Below are 14,608 nucleotides of genomic sequence, written 5' to 3' on the forward strand. Positions count from 1 at the left end.
ATGGCGCCATATAAACAAAAAAGCAATGCAGGACTTTTAAGGATTGTCTGCATTGCTTATATTAATTTACGGCAAACCACATCCCTACGCTAGTGCTAACTAACAGGTTCATAGGGTCAGAACTCGAACGTTCACTCTCAGCCACCAAAAGCAGCTCCCCTTGTGGAAATATTTAATTATGATCATAAACGAATATACTATTTTTATAGGATTTTTACAAGGATAAATTTCCATTCATGTTATAATTAGATAAACTAGAATAGTGGGAATAGAAATTGATAAAATTTACCTATATTTATTTAAAGGGATTTCCAGCTATTAACGCGAATTTAATTTAATCAGTTCGGCACTGTCTTAGGAGGAAACTGTTATGTTATCTGAATTACATATGGATTTAATAGCTTTTTTTAATAAGAATAAAGAAGAATTAATTCGTGAGTGGGAGAATCTCATTGTTATTTCCAAAGGTGATCCCTATAAAGAAAAAATAAGTCAAAATGGAATAGCCATTTTTAATATTGTGTTAACTATGCATACGATGAGTGAAGAAGAACTCTTAGATTCTATTGAAAAGAATGCGATTGAAATTTCTGAAGAAAGAGCATTAGCGAATATCAATATTGGCGACTTTGTCTATAATGTTAACCTTGGCAGAACGGTTTTATATAGTTATTTAAGTAAGACAGGTCTAAACTGGGCTGATCTTCAAGAATCTATCAATAAGATAAATTTCTGTTTTGATAAATTTCTTTATTACGCAGTTACTCATTATACAGAAGCTAAGAACAAAATTATTGAAGAAAAAACGATGTTTATTGATTCGACTCATCAAGACCGTTTAACCCTTCTAGGGCAAATGACATCAAGTTTCATTCATGAATTTAGAAACCCGCTTACTTCTATACAAGGTTTTATCCAGCTTCTTAAGGCAGACTACCCAGATATGAAATATCTAGATATTATCTCCAGTGAGTTGGATCAACTTAATTTCCGTATTTCACAATTTCTACTTTTGTCTAAAAAAGAATTAATTGGAAAAGAAAAAGAACAATTTAATCAGAATAAATTAATTGATGAAGTGTTAAATTTCCTCTACCCTAGTATTTTAGACGGTAAGGTCAAAATTAAAAAGGATATCGTCGATGATATTACCCTTTATGGATATGCCGATGAAATGAGACAAGTCTTTATTAATATTATTTTTAATGCCATTGACGTATTAAACCATCACAGAATAGCTAATCCAACGATTGAAATAAAATGCGACATAGAAAATAATTCACATGTTGTTTTATCTATTTCAAATAATGGACCAATGATTCCAGCTGAATTGAGCAAAACCATTTTTGAGCCTTTTTTCACAACCAAAAAGCTCGGTACTGGTCTTGGCCTATTCGTCTGTAAAGAAATTATTGAAAAACATAAAGGTGAATTAACCTGTCTTTCAACTCCAGACCTAACTGTATTTACAATTAAATTACCCCTCGCTGCGTCTCCTTTGTAGGAGACGTTTATTTCCTATTTTGTTTCTGAAAATTTATAATTTTCAAATTCATAAGGACAAGACTTTTTTCATAAAATGATTATACCAACTAATTATCCAAACCAGAACGTTTGACTGTATAGTTGTAATTTACTATAATTATTTTTAAATTTAGATTACTCGAGGTGATTTGATGGGGCTGTTTATCGTATCGGTGAATTAGCAGAAATTGCAATGGTCTCTAAAAGGACAATCGATTATTACACATCAATTGGTTTACTTAGTGCAGAACGCTCTAAATCCAATTACCGAATATACTCTGATGAATCCTTAAAGGATTTAAAATTTATCGAAGAATGTAAGAGTTTGCACTATCCCCTTGACGAGATTAAAAGAAAACTAGATATGAAGAAGGACAAAACAATTCGTGATTCAGAAGTGGAAAAACATGTAAATACAGTTTCACAGCAAATGCAGCAGCTGCAGAATGATTTATTTGACTTAATTCCAATCATTGAAAAATTGGATGACCTTCAGAAAGAAAAACTCACATCGAATATATTGATGCTAAAATCAGTGCTGACGAACTCCCTTTTGAATAAAACGAGTTAATTTTTTTAAATTACTAGGAGGTGACTCCTTAACTCGTATGTAACGAGCTAAGGGAACTTATTTGGACATATTTAACTTGGTTTTAATAGCCATTTTAATTGCTTTAACTGCTTTTTTTGTAACTTCAGAGTTTGCTATTGTTAAAATTCGCAGTTCAAGAATTGACCAGTTAATTGAGGAAGGTAATTCGAGTGCTATTTCAGCAAAAAAAGTCATTTCAAACTTAGATGAATATCTTTCAGCTTGTCAATTAGGAATTACGATAACGGCCCTTGCTTTAGGTTGGATTGGGGAATCTACCATTGAGCATATACTCACTCCCCTTTTCAATGGACTAGAAATCCCTGAAGGTGTTTCCCACGTCTTATCAATTGGGATTGCATTTGCGACCATTACTTTTTTACATGTAGTCGTAGGGGAACTAGCACCTAAAACACTGGCTATTCAAAAAGCTGAATTGATCACTCTGGTCATGTCACGGCCACTAATCTTCTTTTATAAAGTGATGTATCCGTTTATATGGTTATTAAATGGATCTGCACGTATTGTAACGAGCATTTTTGGTCTTAAACCAGTCTCTGAAAGCGAAATGGCACATACCGAGGAAGAGCTTCGAATTATCCTCTCAGAAAGCTATAAAAGTGGCGAAATTAACCAATCTGAGTTTAAGTATGTAAATAAAATTTTTGAATTTGATAACCGAATTGCCAAAGAAATTATGGTACCAAGGACAGAAATCGTTTCATTATCTAAAGATGATACCCTCGATACTTTTCTCGAAGTGATTCGTGAGGAAAAATATACGAGATATCCAATAATTGATGGTGATAAAGACCATATTATTGGTTTAGTAAATATTAAGGAAATGGTTACGGATTTAATCAGTAAAGAAACCCTATCAACTAAAACACTCGAACACTATACTCGTCCGATAATTAGAGTTATCGAAACGATACCGATCCATGATTTGCTTGTTAAAATGCAAAAGGATCGAATGCACATGGCTATCTTAATGGATGAATATGGTGGTACATCCGGTCTTGTTACAGTTGAGGATATCCTTGAGGAGATTGTTGGTGAAATCCGTGATGAATTTGATTCGGATGAGATTCCAATGATACGTAAAATTAAGGAGAACCATTATATTATAGATTCAAAAGTTTTAGTCACGGAAGTAAATGATTTGTTGGGCGTCGATATTGATGATGAAGATATTGACACCATTGGCGGCTGGATATTAACGGAGAATTATGAGGCCAAAGAAGGAGACTCCATTCATCACGATTCCTATGTCTTTAAAATACTTGATATGGAAGAACATCATATTAAATATATCGAGGTAACAAAGAGTGCAAAGGATGAAGCAAGTACAAATAAAATAGCTTTGTCTCAAACAGAAGTACTTTCTTAAAAACAGACCCTAGCGGTCTGTTTTTTTTGTAATAAAATCTTAATATTTCTTTAAAAATCCAATCAACTTCACCCTTCTAATCATATTCTAAAACTAAAGGGGGGAGAAATTACGATGGAATTAATTTTCTTATTTTTAGCAGCAATACTTTCTGGATTTGTTTTAATGAGTGTAGAACTGGTATCATTTTTAAGTTTCTTAGGCCCAATTTTTGATATCGTTGGCTCATTAGCAATGATTATTTTTTCTTTAGCGTTCATCTATAAGGCGCTGAAAGCACTATTTGGCAGATAAACTGTAAGCGATTGCATTATTCTATTCATAAAAAAAGATCAGTTTTCGAATCTGATCTTTTTTTGTTTATCTGTTTTTTAGGATAATGATTTCTTCTTCCGCTTTGGCTAATTTAATCAGGTGTGAATCCAGGCGGCGATTAATATGCTTAATCTCCTCGCCATTTCCTAAGTTATTCTCTAACTGTTTTACGACATTGTCTTGCACGTCTTCAATGCGCTGCAGTGATTCTTTTATATCGGATAAGTCGATTTGATTAACCTCCACTCGGTGTTCAATACTGTCCATTTGCTCCAACCGGGAAAGTCTATGTTCGATGTTTTCTAACGTTTTATTAAAAGTATTTATTAGCGTTTTAATATCAGAAATGTTTTCAGTTAATTTATCAAGTTTTTGCTCCATAGTTAGGATCTCCCTTTTTGTATTAAATCCATTTTACCACCTTTAACACTCTTAATATGTTACAAATACTAAAACAATACTAAAAGGTATTTTTTAGTATCCACTTTTCATGATGTTTATTGCGGAAATATGAACATTTTTTAAAATAATCTCTATGACGGATTTTCTTGTGAAAAATATCACATGCAAATCCAATAAAAAGCCTTAATCTAATACCATAAGAAATGATAAACATTTCTTTTTAACTTAAACAGTTTTCAATCTTATTATAGCTATTACTATTTTGAAAAGGTTGGTGCATATAAAATGCTAATTTCCATTGATGAAAAAGCTGCAAAGTGGTTTACAAATGAATTTGAGCTCCATACGGTGAGAATGTATCCGCAATATGATGGTTTTGGTGAAAAACATAAGGGCTTTAGCCTGGCGTTTTCTGCAGAGTCACCATCAAATATCGGCTTTACGAAAGAAATAAATGGAATTAACTTCTATGTAGAAGGCAATGATGTTTGGTTTTTCGAAGATACTGAAACATGTTTATCCTATAATGAAGAAATAAATGAAATTTCAAATAAGCTTTAAAGAAACATTTGCAATAAACTAATTGTTCTCCAATATTATTTCCTCAGGGCACCCATCATAAATGGCTGCCCTATTTCCTATATTATTAGTATACTTAAATTACATTTATTAATGATCGGAATAAAATGCGATCTGATTTGGAATAATGTAAGCGCCTATAATAAAATGTGTGAGCAATATCGCTCCTAACCTACGTAGAAGGGGTTGGACAATATGGAACATTGGTTTACAATTATTTTTACTTTCCTTGGGACTGGGATTGGGGGATTTACAGGTTACATAATAATACAAAAACATTATAATAAACCTGTAAATAAAACTACTGAGTTTAAAAATGACTCACAAATTAATCTGCAAGAAGCACAAAACTATCCAATGATTGACGTAAACATTGACCAGGTTCGGAAAGCTGTAAGGCAATTTTCAGATAATCTTCCAAAAGGTGTATACAGAACGATTATTGTACAAGACGATAACAGTATTGATTTCAAACAGATCGCAAAGATACTGGGCGGAATTCCCTCTAAAAAGTTTTATATGTCTAAAGAAACCTATGATCTGTTTGAGGAAAACGAAAAGAAAATACCAGCCGAAATGGACATGGTACAAAAGGCAGTAGACTTATATGTTAAGGAACGAAAAGAATATCCTATGCTGCGATTTGACCCAGAGCGAAGAGTGAACTACTACCAATTAATTCAAGAAAATTACTTAAAATCTGCTCCTGAAACACAATTCTATATTACTAAATTAGATGGAATGATAACTCATATTAGACCTAAAAAAAAGAAATTAGAAAACTCTTCTCAGTAATGTTAGAGGAGTTTTTTTTTGCTTTTTTATATGTTATTGAGATAATATCAATAAACAACCATATTTTAGTTAAAATGAGGGATACACAGATGTCGAAGAAAAAGAATAAATCGAAGCATTTAGCGACGATTTCTCTGGCTGTCATGGGAGCAGGTTTTATTGTAACGATTCCTTTTCAAGATTCTCTTTGGGGAACCATCCTTCAAGGGGGATTTGAAGCAGGCTTGGTTGGTGGTCTTGCAGATTGGTTTGCCGTTACCGCGTTATTTCGCCACCCTCTAGGTATACCTATACCGCATACTGCTCTTTTACCAAAGAACCGTAAGAGAATTATTGCAGGGATTATTTCAATGCTGGAAAACGATTGGCTGACCAAAGAAAGTATTCGCAAGAAAATATCAAGCTTTCCCTTTACCGTAAAGATGTTTAACTTTGCTGAGCAAGCCATCACAGGGCAGCATGTGAGAAATGTTACGCTTAAGCTAATCCAGCATTTACTTCATTCAATTGATAGCCATAAATTCGCACCTATCATTGAAAGCGAATTGAAAGGAAAGCTGAAAGATTTAGATGCAAGTAAGTATCTTCCTGTCGTAATTGATCAACTACTTAAAAGGAAGTATGATGAAAAAGCGCTTGATTTTGTTCTAAAGGAAATCGATGATTGGTCTAAAAAAGAAAGTACAAAAGAGAAACTTGGCAGGATGGCAGTTGACGCCCTGGAAAATATTAAAGCGGATGGTTTTATGCAATTTGCTTTAAAATCCTTTACGAACATTGTCAATGAGGAAAAGTTAGGAAACATCATCCAAGGTCTCATCCAAAAGGGTGTACAGAGCTTTAATGACCCATTTAATCAAAATAGACAAACCTTACTTTTTCATATAAGCACAAAACTAGAAGATTTAAAAACGGATGAAACTCTAGCTTTGGAAATAAATAATATAAAAGAACAAATGCTATCACACTGGCACTTAGAAGATAAAATCACCGATTTTATTGAACAGCTAAAAGAAAAAGCCATTACCCTTATTGATTTACCTAACTTTTACGAGGATTATCTCCTTCCTCATTTATCAAAGGCACTTGAAAGTTTGAAAACAGATGATGATAAAATAAAAGCCATTGAATCATGGATTCAACAACAAATTGCCACTTTTGTGGATAATAATCATCCGAAGATTGGAAAACTCGTGGAAGAAAACCTAGAAAAATTGGATAATAAAACCCTTATTGATATGATTGAGAACAATGTTGGAAAAGACCTGCAATGGATTCGTGTAAATGGTGCTGTCTGCGGCTTTCTCATCGGGCTTGTATTGGTAGGCTTAAAATTGATTTTTTAAAAGTTTATTTACCTACATGAAGGAAGGCAGCTATAGCATTTACTAGCTGCCTTCCCTTTTACAAATATTTTCGGTGAACGCCTTTTCCGTCATAAGAAAATAACATTCTTCGCTCTTCTATCATCGTTTCAATGTGAACAGGTCTTCCCCATAATTGTTGAATATATGGTAATACTTTTTCAAGATATTTTACATCTAATTCTACGCCTTCATACCAATGCTTTAAATAAAGTTCACCATTCTTCAGGTAGTCACCATCATTGACTGTAATATATGGGAAACCTCCATTTACACGCATATTAACTAACTGGTCACGTACATGTTCCCACTGTTTATCAACGATTTTGTAATCCCTTCCCTGTTTCTGAAAAAGATACATATCTTCCCTCATTACAAGGTCTTTATTTAAATAATTCCGTAAAAACGATATATCCGACTCCACTTCACGGACTTCAAACATCTTCTCCCGCCCAGAACCAGGTGTAACACCTCTTCTTATCATATCTTCAGTTGGATTATTATATCGCTCCTCAATATCCTCAAAAATCTTAATACCCAGGTAGTACGGATTTATTCCTGTTTTTGATGGCTGTACGACACCGGCATTTAATTTTGCAAATTCAATGGCTTCACCACTGGTTAAATCCATCTCTCTGATAATACGTTGGTGCCAATAAGAGGCCCAGCCTTCATTCATGATTTTTGTTTCAAGCTGCGGCCAAAAGTAAAGCATTTCTTCACGCATCATCGTTAAAATATCCCGCTGCCAATCTGTTAGCTCTCTGCTATATGTCTCAATAAATAATAATAAATCCTTTTCAGGTCGTGGAGGAAATTGTTTTTTCCTAGGCTGAGCCGGCTGCTCTTTGTCTTTATCGTCCAACCTCCATAAATCATCATACGGAGTCGCTGTTTGTTGGACATCTTCTTCTTCAGCATCATCTTCAAGTGACCAAGTAAGTTTAGGTCTCATCAGTGAAGGGTCAATATGTTCATCAATTGCCAGCACCGCGTCAAGAAAGGTCTCCACTTCCTTTTTACCGAATTGAATTTCATAACGGCGAATTCTCTCTGCTGTGGCTGCCATACTTTCGACCATATCCCGTTTGGTATTTTGGAAACGGACATTGTTTTTAAAGAAATCACAATGTGCAAGGACATGTGCGACGATTAATTTATTTTGGATGAGTGAATTGGAATCTAATAAAAAGGCATAACAAGGATTTGAGTTGATAACGAGTTCATAAATTTTACTTAAACCTAAATCATAATGAAGCTTCATCTTATGAAATTGCTTCCCAAAACTCCAGTGTGAAAATCTGGTAGGCATTCCATAGGCACCAAATGTGTAAATGATTTCTGCTGGGCAAATTTCATATCGCATCGGATAAAAATCTAAACCAAAGCCTCGTGCAATTTCAGTAATTTCACTAATTGCATATTCAAGAGCTTTGCGATCGTCCCCATTCATCGCCATTCCCCCTTTTCCTCTTATCACAATGTATGAAGAAAATCTGGGAATGATGAAACAAGATGTTAAAAACAACAAGTCTACCTGCTTATTTTGTCTTTTTCAGGTGCTTTGCCTCTTCTGCCAGGGTAAGTCCCACATATTTATTTCTTTCCCATTCAGTTTCAAAGACCGACAAGGGCGGGGATGTTTCCCCAACAAGAGGACTAATTTCAATCGTCAAAGCCGGACGATGATAGTGAGTGATAAACCAATCGGTGAACCCTCCTCCGGTTGCCTGTTTTGGCGGTTTTGCAAGTTTATATCCTGTCAATTTTGACACTTTCTTTGCAATCTGTTTATCACGCTGAAGATGTATACCATTATGATAATTCCAAAAAACCTCTTCGCCGGAGGAATGGTAGGCAATGGCAATCTCAGGATTGATTTTGCGAATGAATTGTGTTAATACCTTTACCTCTTTCGCTTCTAGGGGTTTCCTGCCTTTATAAAATTGATAAGATGGAAAATCAGGCTGATGATTTAACTCTTTCCATCCAGTAGGATATTGCCTATTCAAATCCACTCCCAGCCCGTTGGCTTTCCACCTTTCAAAATTGTCGAATCCTTCATTCATAGATATCAGATGTTTTCGGTGATGATACGGGAATTTTTCAAGAGTATTTTGCTGAATCGTGACACCATCTGGATTGAGCATTGGGATAAACCAAATGGAAACAACGTTTAAAATCTTGGTTGAAAAGGTTCCGAAATCAGTTTGATTTTGATATGCTTTAGCGTACCCCTCTAGCTTCTTCATTAAAAGCATGCTGGTCATCCATTCACGCCCATGATGTGCCCCTATAAGAACGATACTTCGCTTTCCTTCTCCAAGTTTAATCCCATAGATGGTTCTTCCAAAATGGGTCTTTCCAATACTTTTTACTTCTACTTTCTTATAGGTATGCTCGATTTCCGAAATATCCTGTTTTAATATTTCGTATGAATAAGGACGGGTGGTCTCGACAACCTTTGCCTTTGAAGTCATTTCGAATTGTAATAATAAAATCAACAAAATTAACAAAATTTTCTTCATAACAACCTCCTTATTAAAAACGAAACCAATACCTTACTTGTTATACAGGTAAAAGTTGAAAACACTGTAATATCGGCTTGTCCAACATTTTCTGTGAAAGTTTATTTGCAAAACGTCATAAAATAAACTCAACTCCTAGTAAGGAGGAGACAAAACAAATGAATAAAATGGATTATGATCGAGCTTTGTATTATACACATCGATCTGAATGGGATAATTTGCTGATACTTATGGTACGAACAAAAGACCAATTTTTATCTAAGCGGATAGAGCAATTCCTGCATGCCTATCACTTTGAACGTGACTATTCAGTCATTGAAGACAAATTATATTCACTGCTTCGTTATATCGACCATGCTAACGAAACAGTCGAACCTGATAATGAGTTACCGATGTATAGTCTTTCCTGAAATAACAAGTGGATACTATTATTGTTGAGAAAAATTTTTACAACCGGACCAAAGAATTCCACCAAAAAAAACGGCCTCCCTCCTTGGGAAGCCGTTTTTAAATGTTGTTATACTTTTCTTTCGTTTATTCCTTTTAGTTTTGCGTTACCATTTTGACTTTTTCGTCTACCAGTCCCATAAAGTTCTTTTCAATTTCAGATAACTTACTTCTGCTTTCGTCTAAACTCTTACTATTTACACCAAAATAGAATTTTACCTTTGGTTCAGTACCGGATGGTCGTAAACATACCCATGAACCATCTGTAAAGGTATACTTTAATACATTCGATTTTGGCAAGTCGATTGTCTCTTCACCTTTAGATGTTTGGCGAGTACCTGTCAGGTAATCCTCTGACATGGAAAGGGTTAAGTCACCAAGCTGCTTAATTGGTTGTGACCGGAAAGAAGCTAAAATCCGCTGAATTTGTTCAGCACCTTCTTTACCCTTTAAGGTTAGCGATCTAAGACCTTCTTGATAATAGCCGTACTTTTCAAATACTTGCATTAAACCTTCATAAAGTGACATACCCTGTTTTTTATAAAAGGCACATACTTCTACCGCTAAAAGTGCCGCTTGAACAGCATCCTTGTCACGAGCAAAATCGCCGATTAAGTAGCCATAGCTTTCTTCATATCCAAATAAGAAGGTATATTCTCCAGTTGATTGATACTCATTAATCTTTTCAGCAATAAACTTAAAACCAGTAAGTACATCAATGGTGTCTAAGTTGTAATCTTGGGCAATTTTTCTGCCTATTTCTGATGTTACAATTGTTTTTAGCACTACTCCATTTGAAGGAAGAGTCCCTTTACTTTGCTTTTGTGAAAGGATGTAATCTAACAATAGCGCTCCCGTTTGGTTACCGGTTAATACAACATACTCTCCTTCAGGGTTAAGAACAGCAATTCCTAAACGGTCTGCATCTGGGTCTGTTGCTATTAACAGATCTGCACCCACTTTTTTACCATCCCTAATAGCTAATTCAAATGCTGCATGTTCCTCTGGATTTGGACTTTTTACAGTTGAAAATTCCGGATCTGGCAGTTCCTGTTCCTTCACCACCGTTACGTTTGTATAGCCCAACGCAGCCAATGCTTGACGAACTGGTTTATTCGCCGTGCCATGTAAAGGTGTAAACACAATTTTTATATCTGTTTCATTTGAAATCGATGGATTTTCAGAAATCGTTTTTAATTTTTCTATATAAGCTTGGTCAATTTCTGCACCAATGGTGTTAATTAATCCAAGGGCTCTGAGGTTTTCTTCAGTATCTACCTCTATCAACAATTCATTTTCAATTTCGTTTACTCTTGCAATGACCTCGTCGGCAGCATCAGGAGGCAGTTGACCTCCATCAGAACCATATACTTTGTAGCCATTGTATTCTGGCGGGTTATGGCTTGCTGTAATCACAATTCCAGAAAAGGCGTTTAAATGCCTTAAGGCAAATGATAATTCCGGAGTCGGTCTTAATTCATCAAATATGTAAGTTTTAATCCCTTTTGTTGCGAGCGTTCTTGCTGCCTCCATACAAAACTCTGGAGACTTATGTCGTGAATCGTAGGCAATTACTACACCCTTTTGTTTTGCCTCATTCCCCTGTTCATCTATGTATGCTGCTAATCCAGCAGAAGCCTTGCGAACCGTATATAGATTCATCCGATTGGTTCCAACGCCAATCTCTCCACGCATTCCACCAGTACCAAACTCAAGATTTTTATAAAAAACTTCCTCAAGTTGTTTTTCATCGTTCTTAATTACCTCAAGCTGCTGCTTTAACTCTTCATTCAAATTAGCGAATTCTAACCATCTGTTTGCGTTTTCTTTCCACTCCATGACAAAATCCTCCTTGTTACTTCCATATTCATATTGTTTGAATTTCCCAATAAACTTACACCTTCTTTTTATTTTATATGTAATCTGTATAAGTTCAAGGATAATAAAAAAAAATGTCTGCATTTGCAGACATTTTTTTTCGAATTAGACGAGTAATTCATTTGCGGCTTTGATATAAATACTAAACACACTGTTTTTTAGATTTTTTGCTTCAACAAATTGTTCAAACTCAAACGGAAAGAAAAGTCCAAATTCTTGAAGAGTAGTAACATTTTTATTAAATAATGCTGCATATTGATCATCGAGAGTTGGAGACTCAAGTATTGAAATTACCGTTTGCATACTTGCCATCACTTGAAAGGCATCCTTTAATGTATTAAAGTCATCTGGCGTATGCAATACTTTTAATTGTTCAAACTCACTTATTTCCTTATCCGTAAAATAGAGTGGAAAAACAGTTGAATAGATATACCTGACAAGTCCACAAATTTCTTCTTCCTGACCCGGTGTCGAGGCAAAAACGATTTTCACTTGTAACCCACCTTTGCGATTGCCATAATCTATCGTAATATATATACATAAGAATAGCATATTTGAGGATAAATTTACGGTGGTAATTATAACCACGTTCTTTGATAGTGAAATTACAAGATAAGAGGAGTAAAAATGCTAAAAACGACGCGTAAAGGCAATTGGCTAGAAATCATTACACAAAAAAACTGGGCGGGAAAAACCATTGAAGAAATCTTTCGTAAGCAATGGGAAGTGCCAAAAAAGCTAACCCATCTATTCCGGATGGAACATAACGTATTAGTAAATGGAAATAATGCAAATTGGACTCAGCCCTTAGAGATTGGAGATAAAGTACTAATAAAACTATTTGAGGAAGCAGTGCCTCTAATCATACTAGACAACTTCTATGATATACAAGTTCTATATGAAGACGACCATGTGATTGTATTTAATAAACCACCTTTTATGAGTACACATCCAAATGATGAAAGTGATAAAAGCACGCTTTTACATGCAGCACAATTTTATGTACAGTCAAAAGGTGAAAAAGTGAAAATACGTCAAGTACACCGTTTAGACAAGGATACGACAGGTGCCATCCTGTTTGCAAAACACGCATTATCCGGTGCCATCTTAGACAGAAGGCTTGAAAAACATGAAATAAAAAGAACCTATCTTGCAATCGTCGACGGACATATAAAAAGGAAAAAAGGGACAATAAGTGAGCCAATTGGACGCGATCGACACCACGCAACGAGAAGACGTGTTTCTCCCACTGGGCAAGCGGCTGCTACACATTATCAGTTAATTAAAGAGGAAAAAGGACTTTCTTATATCAAATGCTGGCTAGAAACAGGGAGAACGCACCAAATACGTGTTCATTTTAGTCATATAGGACATCCTTTATTGGGTGATACATTATATGGCGGGAAGCCATTGTTCAAAAGGCAGGCATTACACGCTGCAAAATTAGAATTTACACACCCCATTACTGGTGAAGACGTTATTTGTTATGCTCCATTTATTGACCAGCCTCCAATCTTCAAAGGTATTGATATTTACAGTATATGAGACAAATTAAGAGGCCTCCCATATAGGAGGCCTCTTTTGCTTTTTATTATTTTGCTTTTCTAAATGCCCTCATTAATAGTGATAATAGGAAGACCAAGGCAACAGATCCAATTATCGCAGGGATAATCGCAAAATCTGCTACATTTGGTCCCCAATCTCCTAATAGTAAAGTACCAAGCCATGCGCCAACAAACCCAGCAATTATATTACCAATGATACCACCTGGAACATCTCTACCAACAATAAGACCAGCTAACCAGCCAATAACTCCACCGACAATTAATGCCCATATGAAACTCATACTGAACACTCCTTTTTGTGATGATTCAATTTATAACACGGTTTTTTTAATGATTAAAATTTGCTGCCGTGTACGATTAAAATACCCATTTTATTGAATTTCATACAAAGGAAGATACCAACTTCTATACAATACATATTACTATTTTGTTCTGGAGACATTAAAAAAATAAATAAAGCTGCTCGAATAAAACAATTTTCGGAAAATTCTTTTGTTAAGTTTTTGTAAATTAGGTTAACTTTTTATGATTTTTTTGTCTTTTTTCGGTAAAATGTTGTCCGTTAGTGTAAAAATTTTTTACATACTATTTAGGGGGATTCAAAAATGGCAAAAAAGGTTGATAAATTTTCAGCACTACTAAGTAATATTTCTTCAAACTTAAAGGAAGGCGCAAATTACTTTGCTGACTATAAATTAAAAAATATAAGTGATTTGAAAATCTTCTCAGAAAAGATGAAAGAAATTGAAACGAAGGGAGATTCCTTTGTTCATGAAGTGATCAAGCAATTAAATGACGCATTTATCACTCCTATTGAACGTGAAGATATCCTTCATCTAGCAAACAGCATGGATGACGTCCTAGACGGGCTGGAAGCCACAGCTGCACTGTTTGAAATGTATTCCATTACCCAAGCAGATGATTTTATGCTTCAATTTGTTGACGCTATAAAAGCTAGTGTTCATGAAATTGATAAAGCCATTGAATTGTTAGCGAATAAGAAACTTCCTCAAATGAGAGAACATGCAATCAAAACTAAGGATTATGAATCAAAATGTGACAATATCCTGCGTCAGTCCATTAAGCATTTATTTACAGTAGAAAAAGATCCAATAAGAATTATTCAGTACAAGGAAATTTATGAAAATCTTGAGGATATTGCAGACAGCTGTCAATCTGTTGCAAATACACTTGAAACCATCATCATGAAAAATGCATAAGGAGCAAAC

General features: G+C 34.9%; 16 protein-coding genes and 1 riboswitch. Of the genes, 10 read left to right on the forward strand and 6 right to left on the reverse strand.

The window, feature by feature from the left end; all coding sequences use genetic code 11:
* Positions 1 to 64: 64 nt before the first annotated feature.
* Positions 65 to 171: riboswitch (TPP riboswitch) on the reverse strand.
* 199 nt (positions 172 to 370) lie between these two features.
* The 4 genes from QFZ28_RS23150 to QFZ28_RS23165 all read left to right on the forward strand — a co-directional run bounded on the left by QFZ28_RS23150 (position 371) and on the right by QFZ28_RS23165 (position 3,800).
* Complete coding sequence (locus QFZ28_RS23150; RefSeq protein WP_307196841.1) at positions 371 to 1,504, forward strand: histidine kinase N-terminal domain-containing protein; 1,134 nt, start codon at positions 371 to 373, stop codon at positions 1,502 to 1,504.
* A 189-nt stretch (positions 1,505 to 1,693) separates the two neighbouring features.
* Positions 1,694 to 2,095 (forward strand): MerR family transcriptional regulator, encoded by a 402-nt coding sequence (locus QFZ28_RS23155; protein ID WP_307197101.1) that lies wholly within the window; start codon positions 1,694 to 1,696, stop codon positions 2,093 to 2,095.
* A 61-nt stretch (positions 2,096 to 2,156) separates the two neighbouring features.
* Entirely contained in the window at positions 2,157 to 3,506 is a 1,350-nt protein-coding gene (locus tag QFZ28_RS23160; protein WP_307196842.1) for a hemolysin family protein, read from the forward strand.
* A gap of 114 nt (positions 3,507 to 3,620) precedes the next feature.
* Entirely contained in the window at positions 3,621 to 3,800 is a 180-nt protein-coding gene (locus tag QFZ28_RS23165; RefSeq protein ID WP_307196843.1) for a hypothetical protein, read from the forward strand.
* A gap of 66 nt (positions 3,801 to 3,866) precedes the next feature.
* Here QFZ28_RS23165 and QFZ28_RS23170 read toward each other — a convergent pair whose 3' ends face one another.
* A complete protein-coding gene (locus tag QFZ28_RS23170; protein WP_307196844.1) occupies positions 3,867 to 4,202 on the reverse strand; it encodes a hypothetical protein in 336 nt (111 codons plus the stop codon).
* A 306-nt stretch (positions 4,203 to 4,508) separates the two neighbouring features.
* Here QFZ28_RS23170 and QFZ28_RS23175 point away from each other — a divergent pair, with 306 nt between their 5' ends.
* From QFZ28_RS23175 to QFZ28_RS23185, 3 genes are all read left to right on the forward strand, one after another.
* Positions 4,509 to 4,784 carry a HesB/YadR/YfhF family protein gene (locus tag QFZ28_RS23175; RefSeq protein WP_307196845.1) on the forward strand — a complete coding sequence of 92 codons (276 nt, stop codon included), beginning with the start codon at positions 4,509 to 4,511 and terminating at the stop codon, positions 4,782 to 4,784.
* Between the two features lie 213 nt (positions 4,785 to 4,997).
* Positions 4,998 to 5,597: a DUF3939 domain-containing protein gene (locus QFZ28_RS23180; RefSeq protein ID WP_307196846.1), complete on the forward strand. Its 600-nt coding sequence runs from the start codon at positions 4,998 to 5,000 to the stop codon at positions 5,595 to 5,597.
* An 89-nt stretch (positions 5,598 to 5,686) separates the two neighbouring features.
* Positions 5,687 to 6,943: a DUF445 domain-containing protein gene (locus QFZ28_RS23185; protein ID WP_307196847.1), complete on the forward strand. Its 1,257-nt coding sequence runs from the start codon at positions 5,687 to 5,689 to the stop codon at positions 6,941 to 6,943.
* Positions 6,944 to 7,001: 58 nt separating this feature from the next.
* Here the strand turns inward: QFZ28_RS23185 and QFZ28_RS23190 are convergent, their stop codons facing one another.
* Together QFZ28_RS23190 and QFZ28_RS23195 are read right to left on the reverse strand one after the other, a co-directional pair.
* Positions 7,002 to 8,414, reverse strand: coding sequence for a SpoVR family protein (locus tag QFZ28_RS23190; protein WP_307196848.1), 1,413 nt, complete (start codon positions 8,412 to 8,414; stop codon positions 7,002 to 7,004).
* Between the two features lie 88 nt (positions 8,415 to 8,502).
* Positions 8,503 to 9,489, reverse strand: coding sequence for a M14 family zinc carboxypeptidase (locus QFZ28_RS23195; RefSeq protein WP_307196849.1), 987 nt, complete (start codon positions 9,487 to 9,489; stop codon positions 8,503 to 8,505).
* Between the two features lie 158 nt (positions 9,490 to 9,647).
* Here QFZ28_RS23195 and QFZ28_RS23200 point away from each other — a divergent pair, with 158 nt between their 5' ends.
* Complete coding sequence (locus tag QFZ28_RS23200) at positions 9,648 to 9,899, forward strand: YhdB family protein (protein WP_307196850.1); 252 nt, start codon at positions 9,648 to 9,650, stop codon at positions 9,897 to 9,899.
* 133 nt (positions 9,900 to 10,032) lie between these two features.
* Here the strand turns inward: QFZ28_RS23200 and QFZ28_RS23205 are convergent, their stop codons facing one another.
* The gene (locus QFZ28_RS23205) at positions 10,033 to 11,775 is read right to left on the reverse strand and encodes a phospho-sugar mutase (protein ID WP_307196851.1); all 1,743 of its coding nucleotides are present in this window, start codon (positions 11,773 to 11,775) and stop codon (positions 10,033 to 10,035) included.
* Positions 11,776 to 11,919: 144 nt separating this feature from the next.
* On the reverse strand, positions 11,920 to 12,306 hold the full coding sequence (locus QFZ28_RS23210) for a YhcU family protein (RefSeq protein WP_307196852.1): 387 nt from the start codon (positions 12,304 to 12,306) through the stop codon (positions 11,920 to 11,922).
* Between the two features lie 135 nt (positions 12,307 to 12,441).
* Between QFZ28_RS23210 and QFZ28_RS23215 the strand changes: the two genes are divergently transcribed.
* Entirely contained in the window at positions 12,442 to 13,359 is a 918-nt protein-coding gene (locus QFZ28_RS23215) for an RluA family pseudouridine synthase (RefSeq protein ID WP_307196853.1), read from the forward strand.
* Positions 13,360 to 13,405: 46 nt separating this feature from the next.
* Here the strand turns inward: QFZ28_RS23215 and QFZ28_RS23220 are convergent, their stop codons facing one another.
* The gene (locus tag QFZ28_RS23220; protein WP_307196854.1) at positions 13,406 to 13,660 is read right to left on the reverse strand and encodes a GlsB/YeaQ/YmgE family stress response membrane protein; all 255 of its coding nucleotides are present in this window, start codon (positions 13,658 to 13,660) and stop codon (positions 13,406 to 13,408) included.
* Between the two features lie 324 nt (positions 13,661 to 13,984).
* On the opposite strand from QFZ28_RS23220, the gene QFZ28_RS23225 reads away from it, so the two are divergent.
* On the forward strand, positions 13,985 to 14,599 hold the full coding sequence (locus QFZ28_RS23225; protein WP_307196855.1) for a DUF47 domain-containing protein: 615 nt from the start codon (positions 13,985 to 13,987) through the stop codon (positions 14,597 to 14,599).
* The last annotated feature ends 9 nt before the right edge of the window (positions 14,600 to 14,608 follow it).

This window comes from Neobacillus niacini (assembly GCF_030817695.1).
In the GTDB taxonomy this organism is placed as follows: Bacteria; Bacillota; Bacilli; order Bacillales; family Cytobacillaceae; genus Neobacillus; species Neobacillus niacini_F.

Coding starts and splice junctions, on each gene's coding strand:
- QFZ28_RS23185 (WP_307196847.1), top strand. CDS start 5,687: ATGTCGAAGAAAAAGAATAAATCGAAGCATTTAGCGACGATTTCTCTG.
- QFZ28_RS23220 (WP_307196854.1), bottom strand. CDS start 13,660: ATGAGTTTCATATGGGCATTAATTGTCGGTGGAGTTATTGGCTGGTTA.
- QFZ28_RS23200 (WP_307196850.1), top strand. CDS start 9,648: ATGAATAAAATGGATTATGATCGAGCTTTGTATTATACACATCGATCT.
- QFZ28_RS23225 (WP_307196855.1), top strand. CDS start 13,985: ATGGCAAAAAAGGTTGATAAATTTTCAGCACTACTAAGTAATATTTCT.
- QFZ28_RS23150 (WP_307196841.1), top strand. CDS start 371: ATGTTATCTGAATTACATATGGATTTAATAGCTTTTTTTAATAAGAAT.
- QFZ28_RS23205 (WP_307196851.1), bottom strand. CDS start 11,775: ATGGAGTGGAAAGAAAACGCAAACAGATGGTTAGAATTCGCTAATTTG.
- QFZ28_RS23190 (WP_307196848.1), bottom strand. CDS start 8,414: ATGAATGGGGACGATCGCAAAGCTCTTGAATATGCAATTAGTGAAATT.
- QFZ28_RS23165 (WP_307196843.1), top strand. CDS start 3,621: ATGGAATTAATTTTCTTATTTTTAGCAGCAATACTTTCTGGATTTGTT.
- QFZ28_RS23180 (WP_307196846.1), top strand. CDS start 4,998: ATGGAACATTGGTTTACAATTATTTTTACTTTCCTTGGGACTGGGATT.
- QFZ28_RS23195 (WP_307196849.1), bottom strand. CDS start 9,489: ATGAAGAAAATTTTGTTAATTTTGTTGATTTTATTATTACAATTCGAA.
- QFZ28_RS23170 (WP_307196844.1), bottom strand. CDS start 4,202: ATGGAGCAAAAACTTGATAAATTAACTGAAAACATTTCTGATATTAAA.
- QFZ28_RS23215 (WP_307196853.1), top strand. CDS start 12,442: ATGCTAAAAACGACGCGTAAAGGCAATTGGCTAGAAATCATTACACAA.
- QFZ28_RS23175 (WP_307196845.1), top strand. CDS start 4,509: ATGCTAATTTCCATTGATGAAAAAGCTGCAAAGTGGTTTACAAATGAA.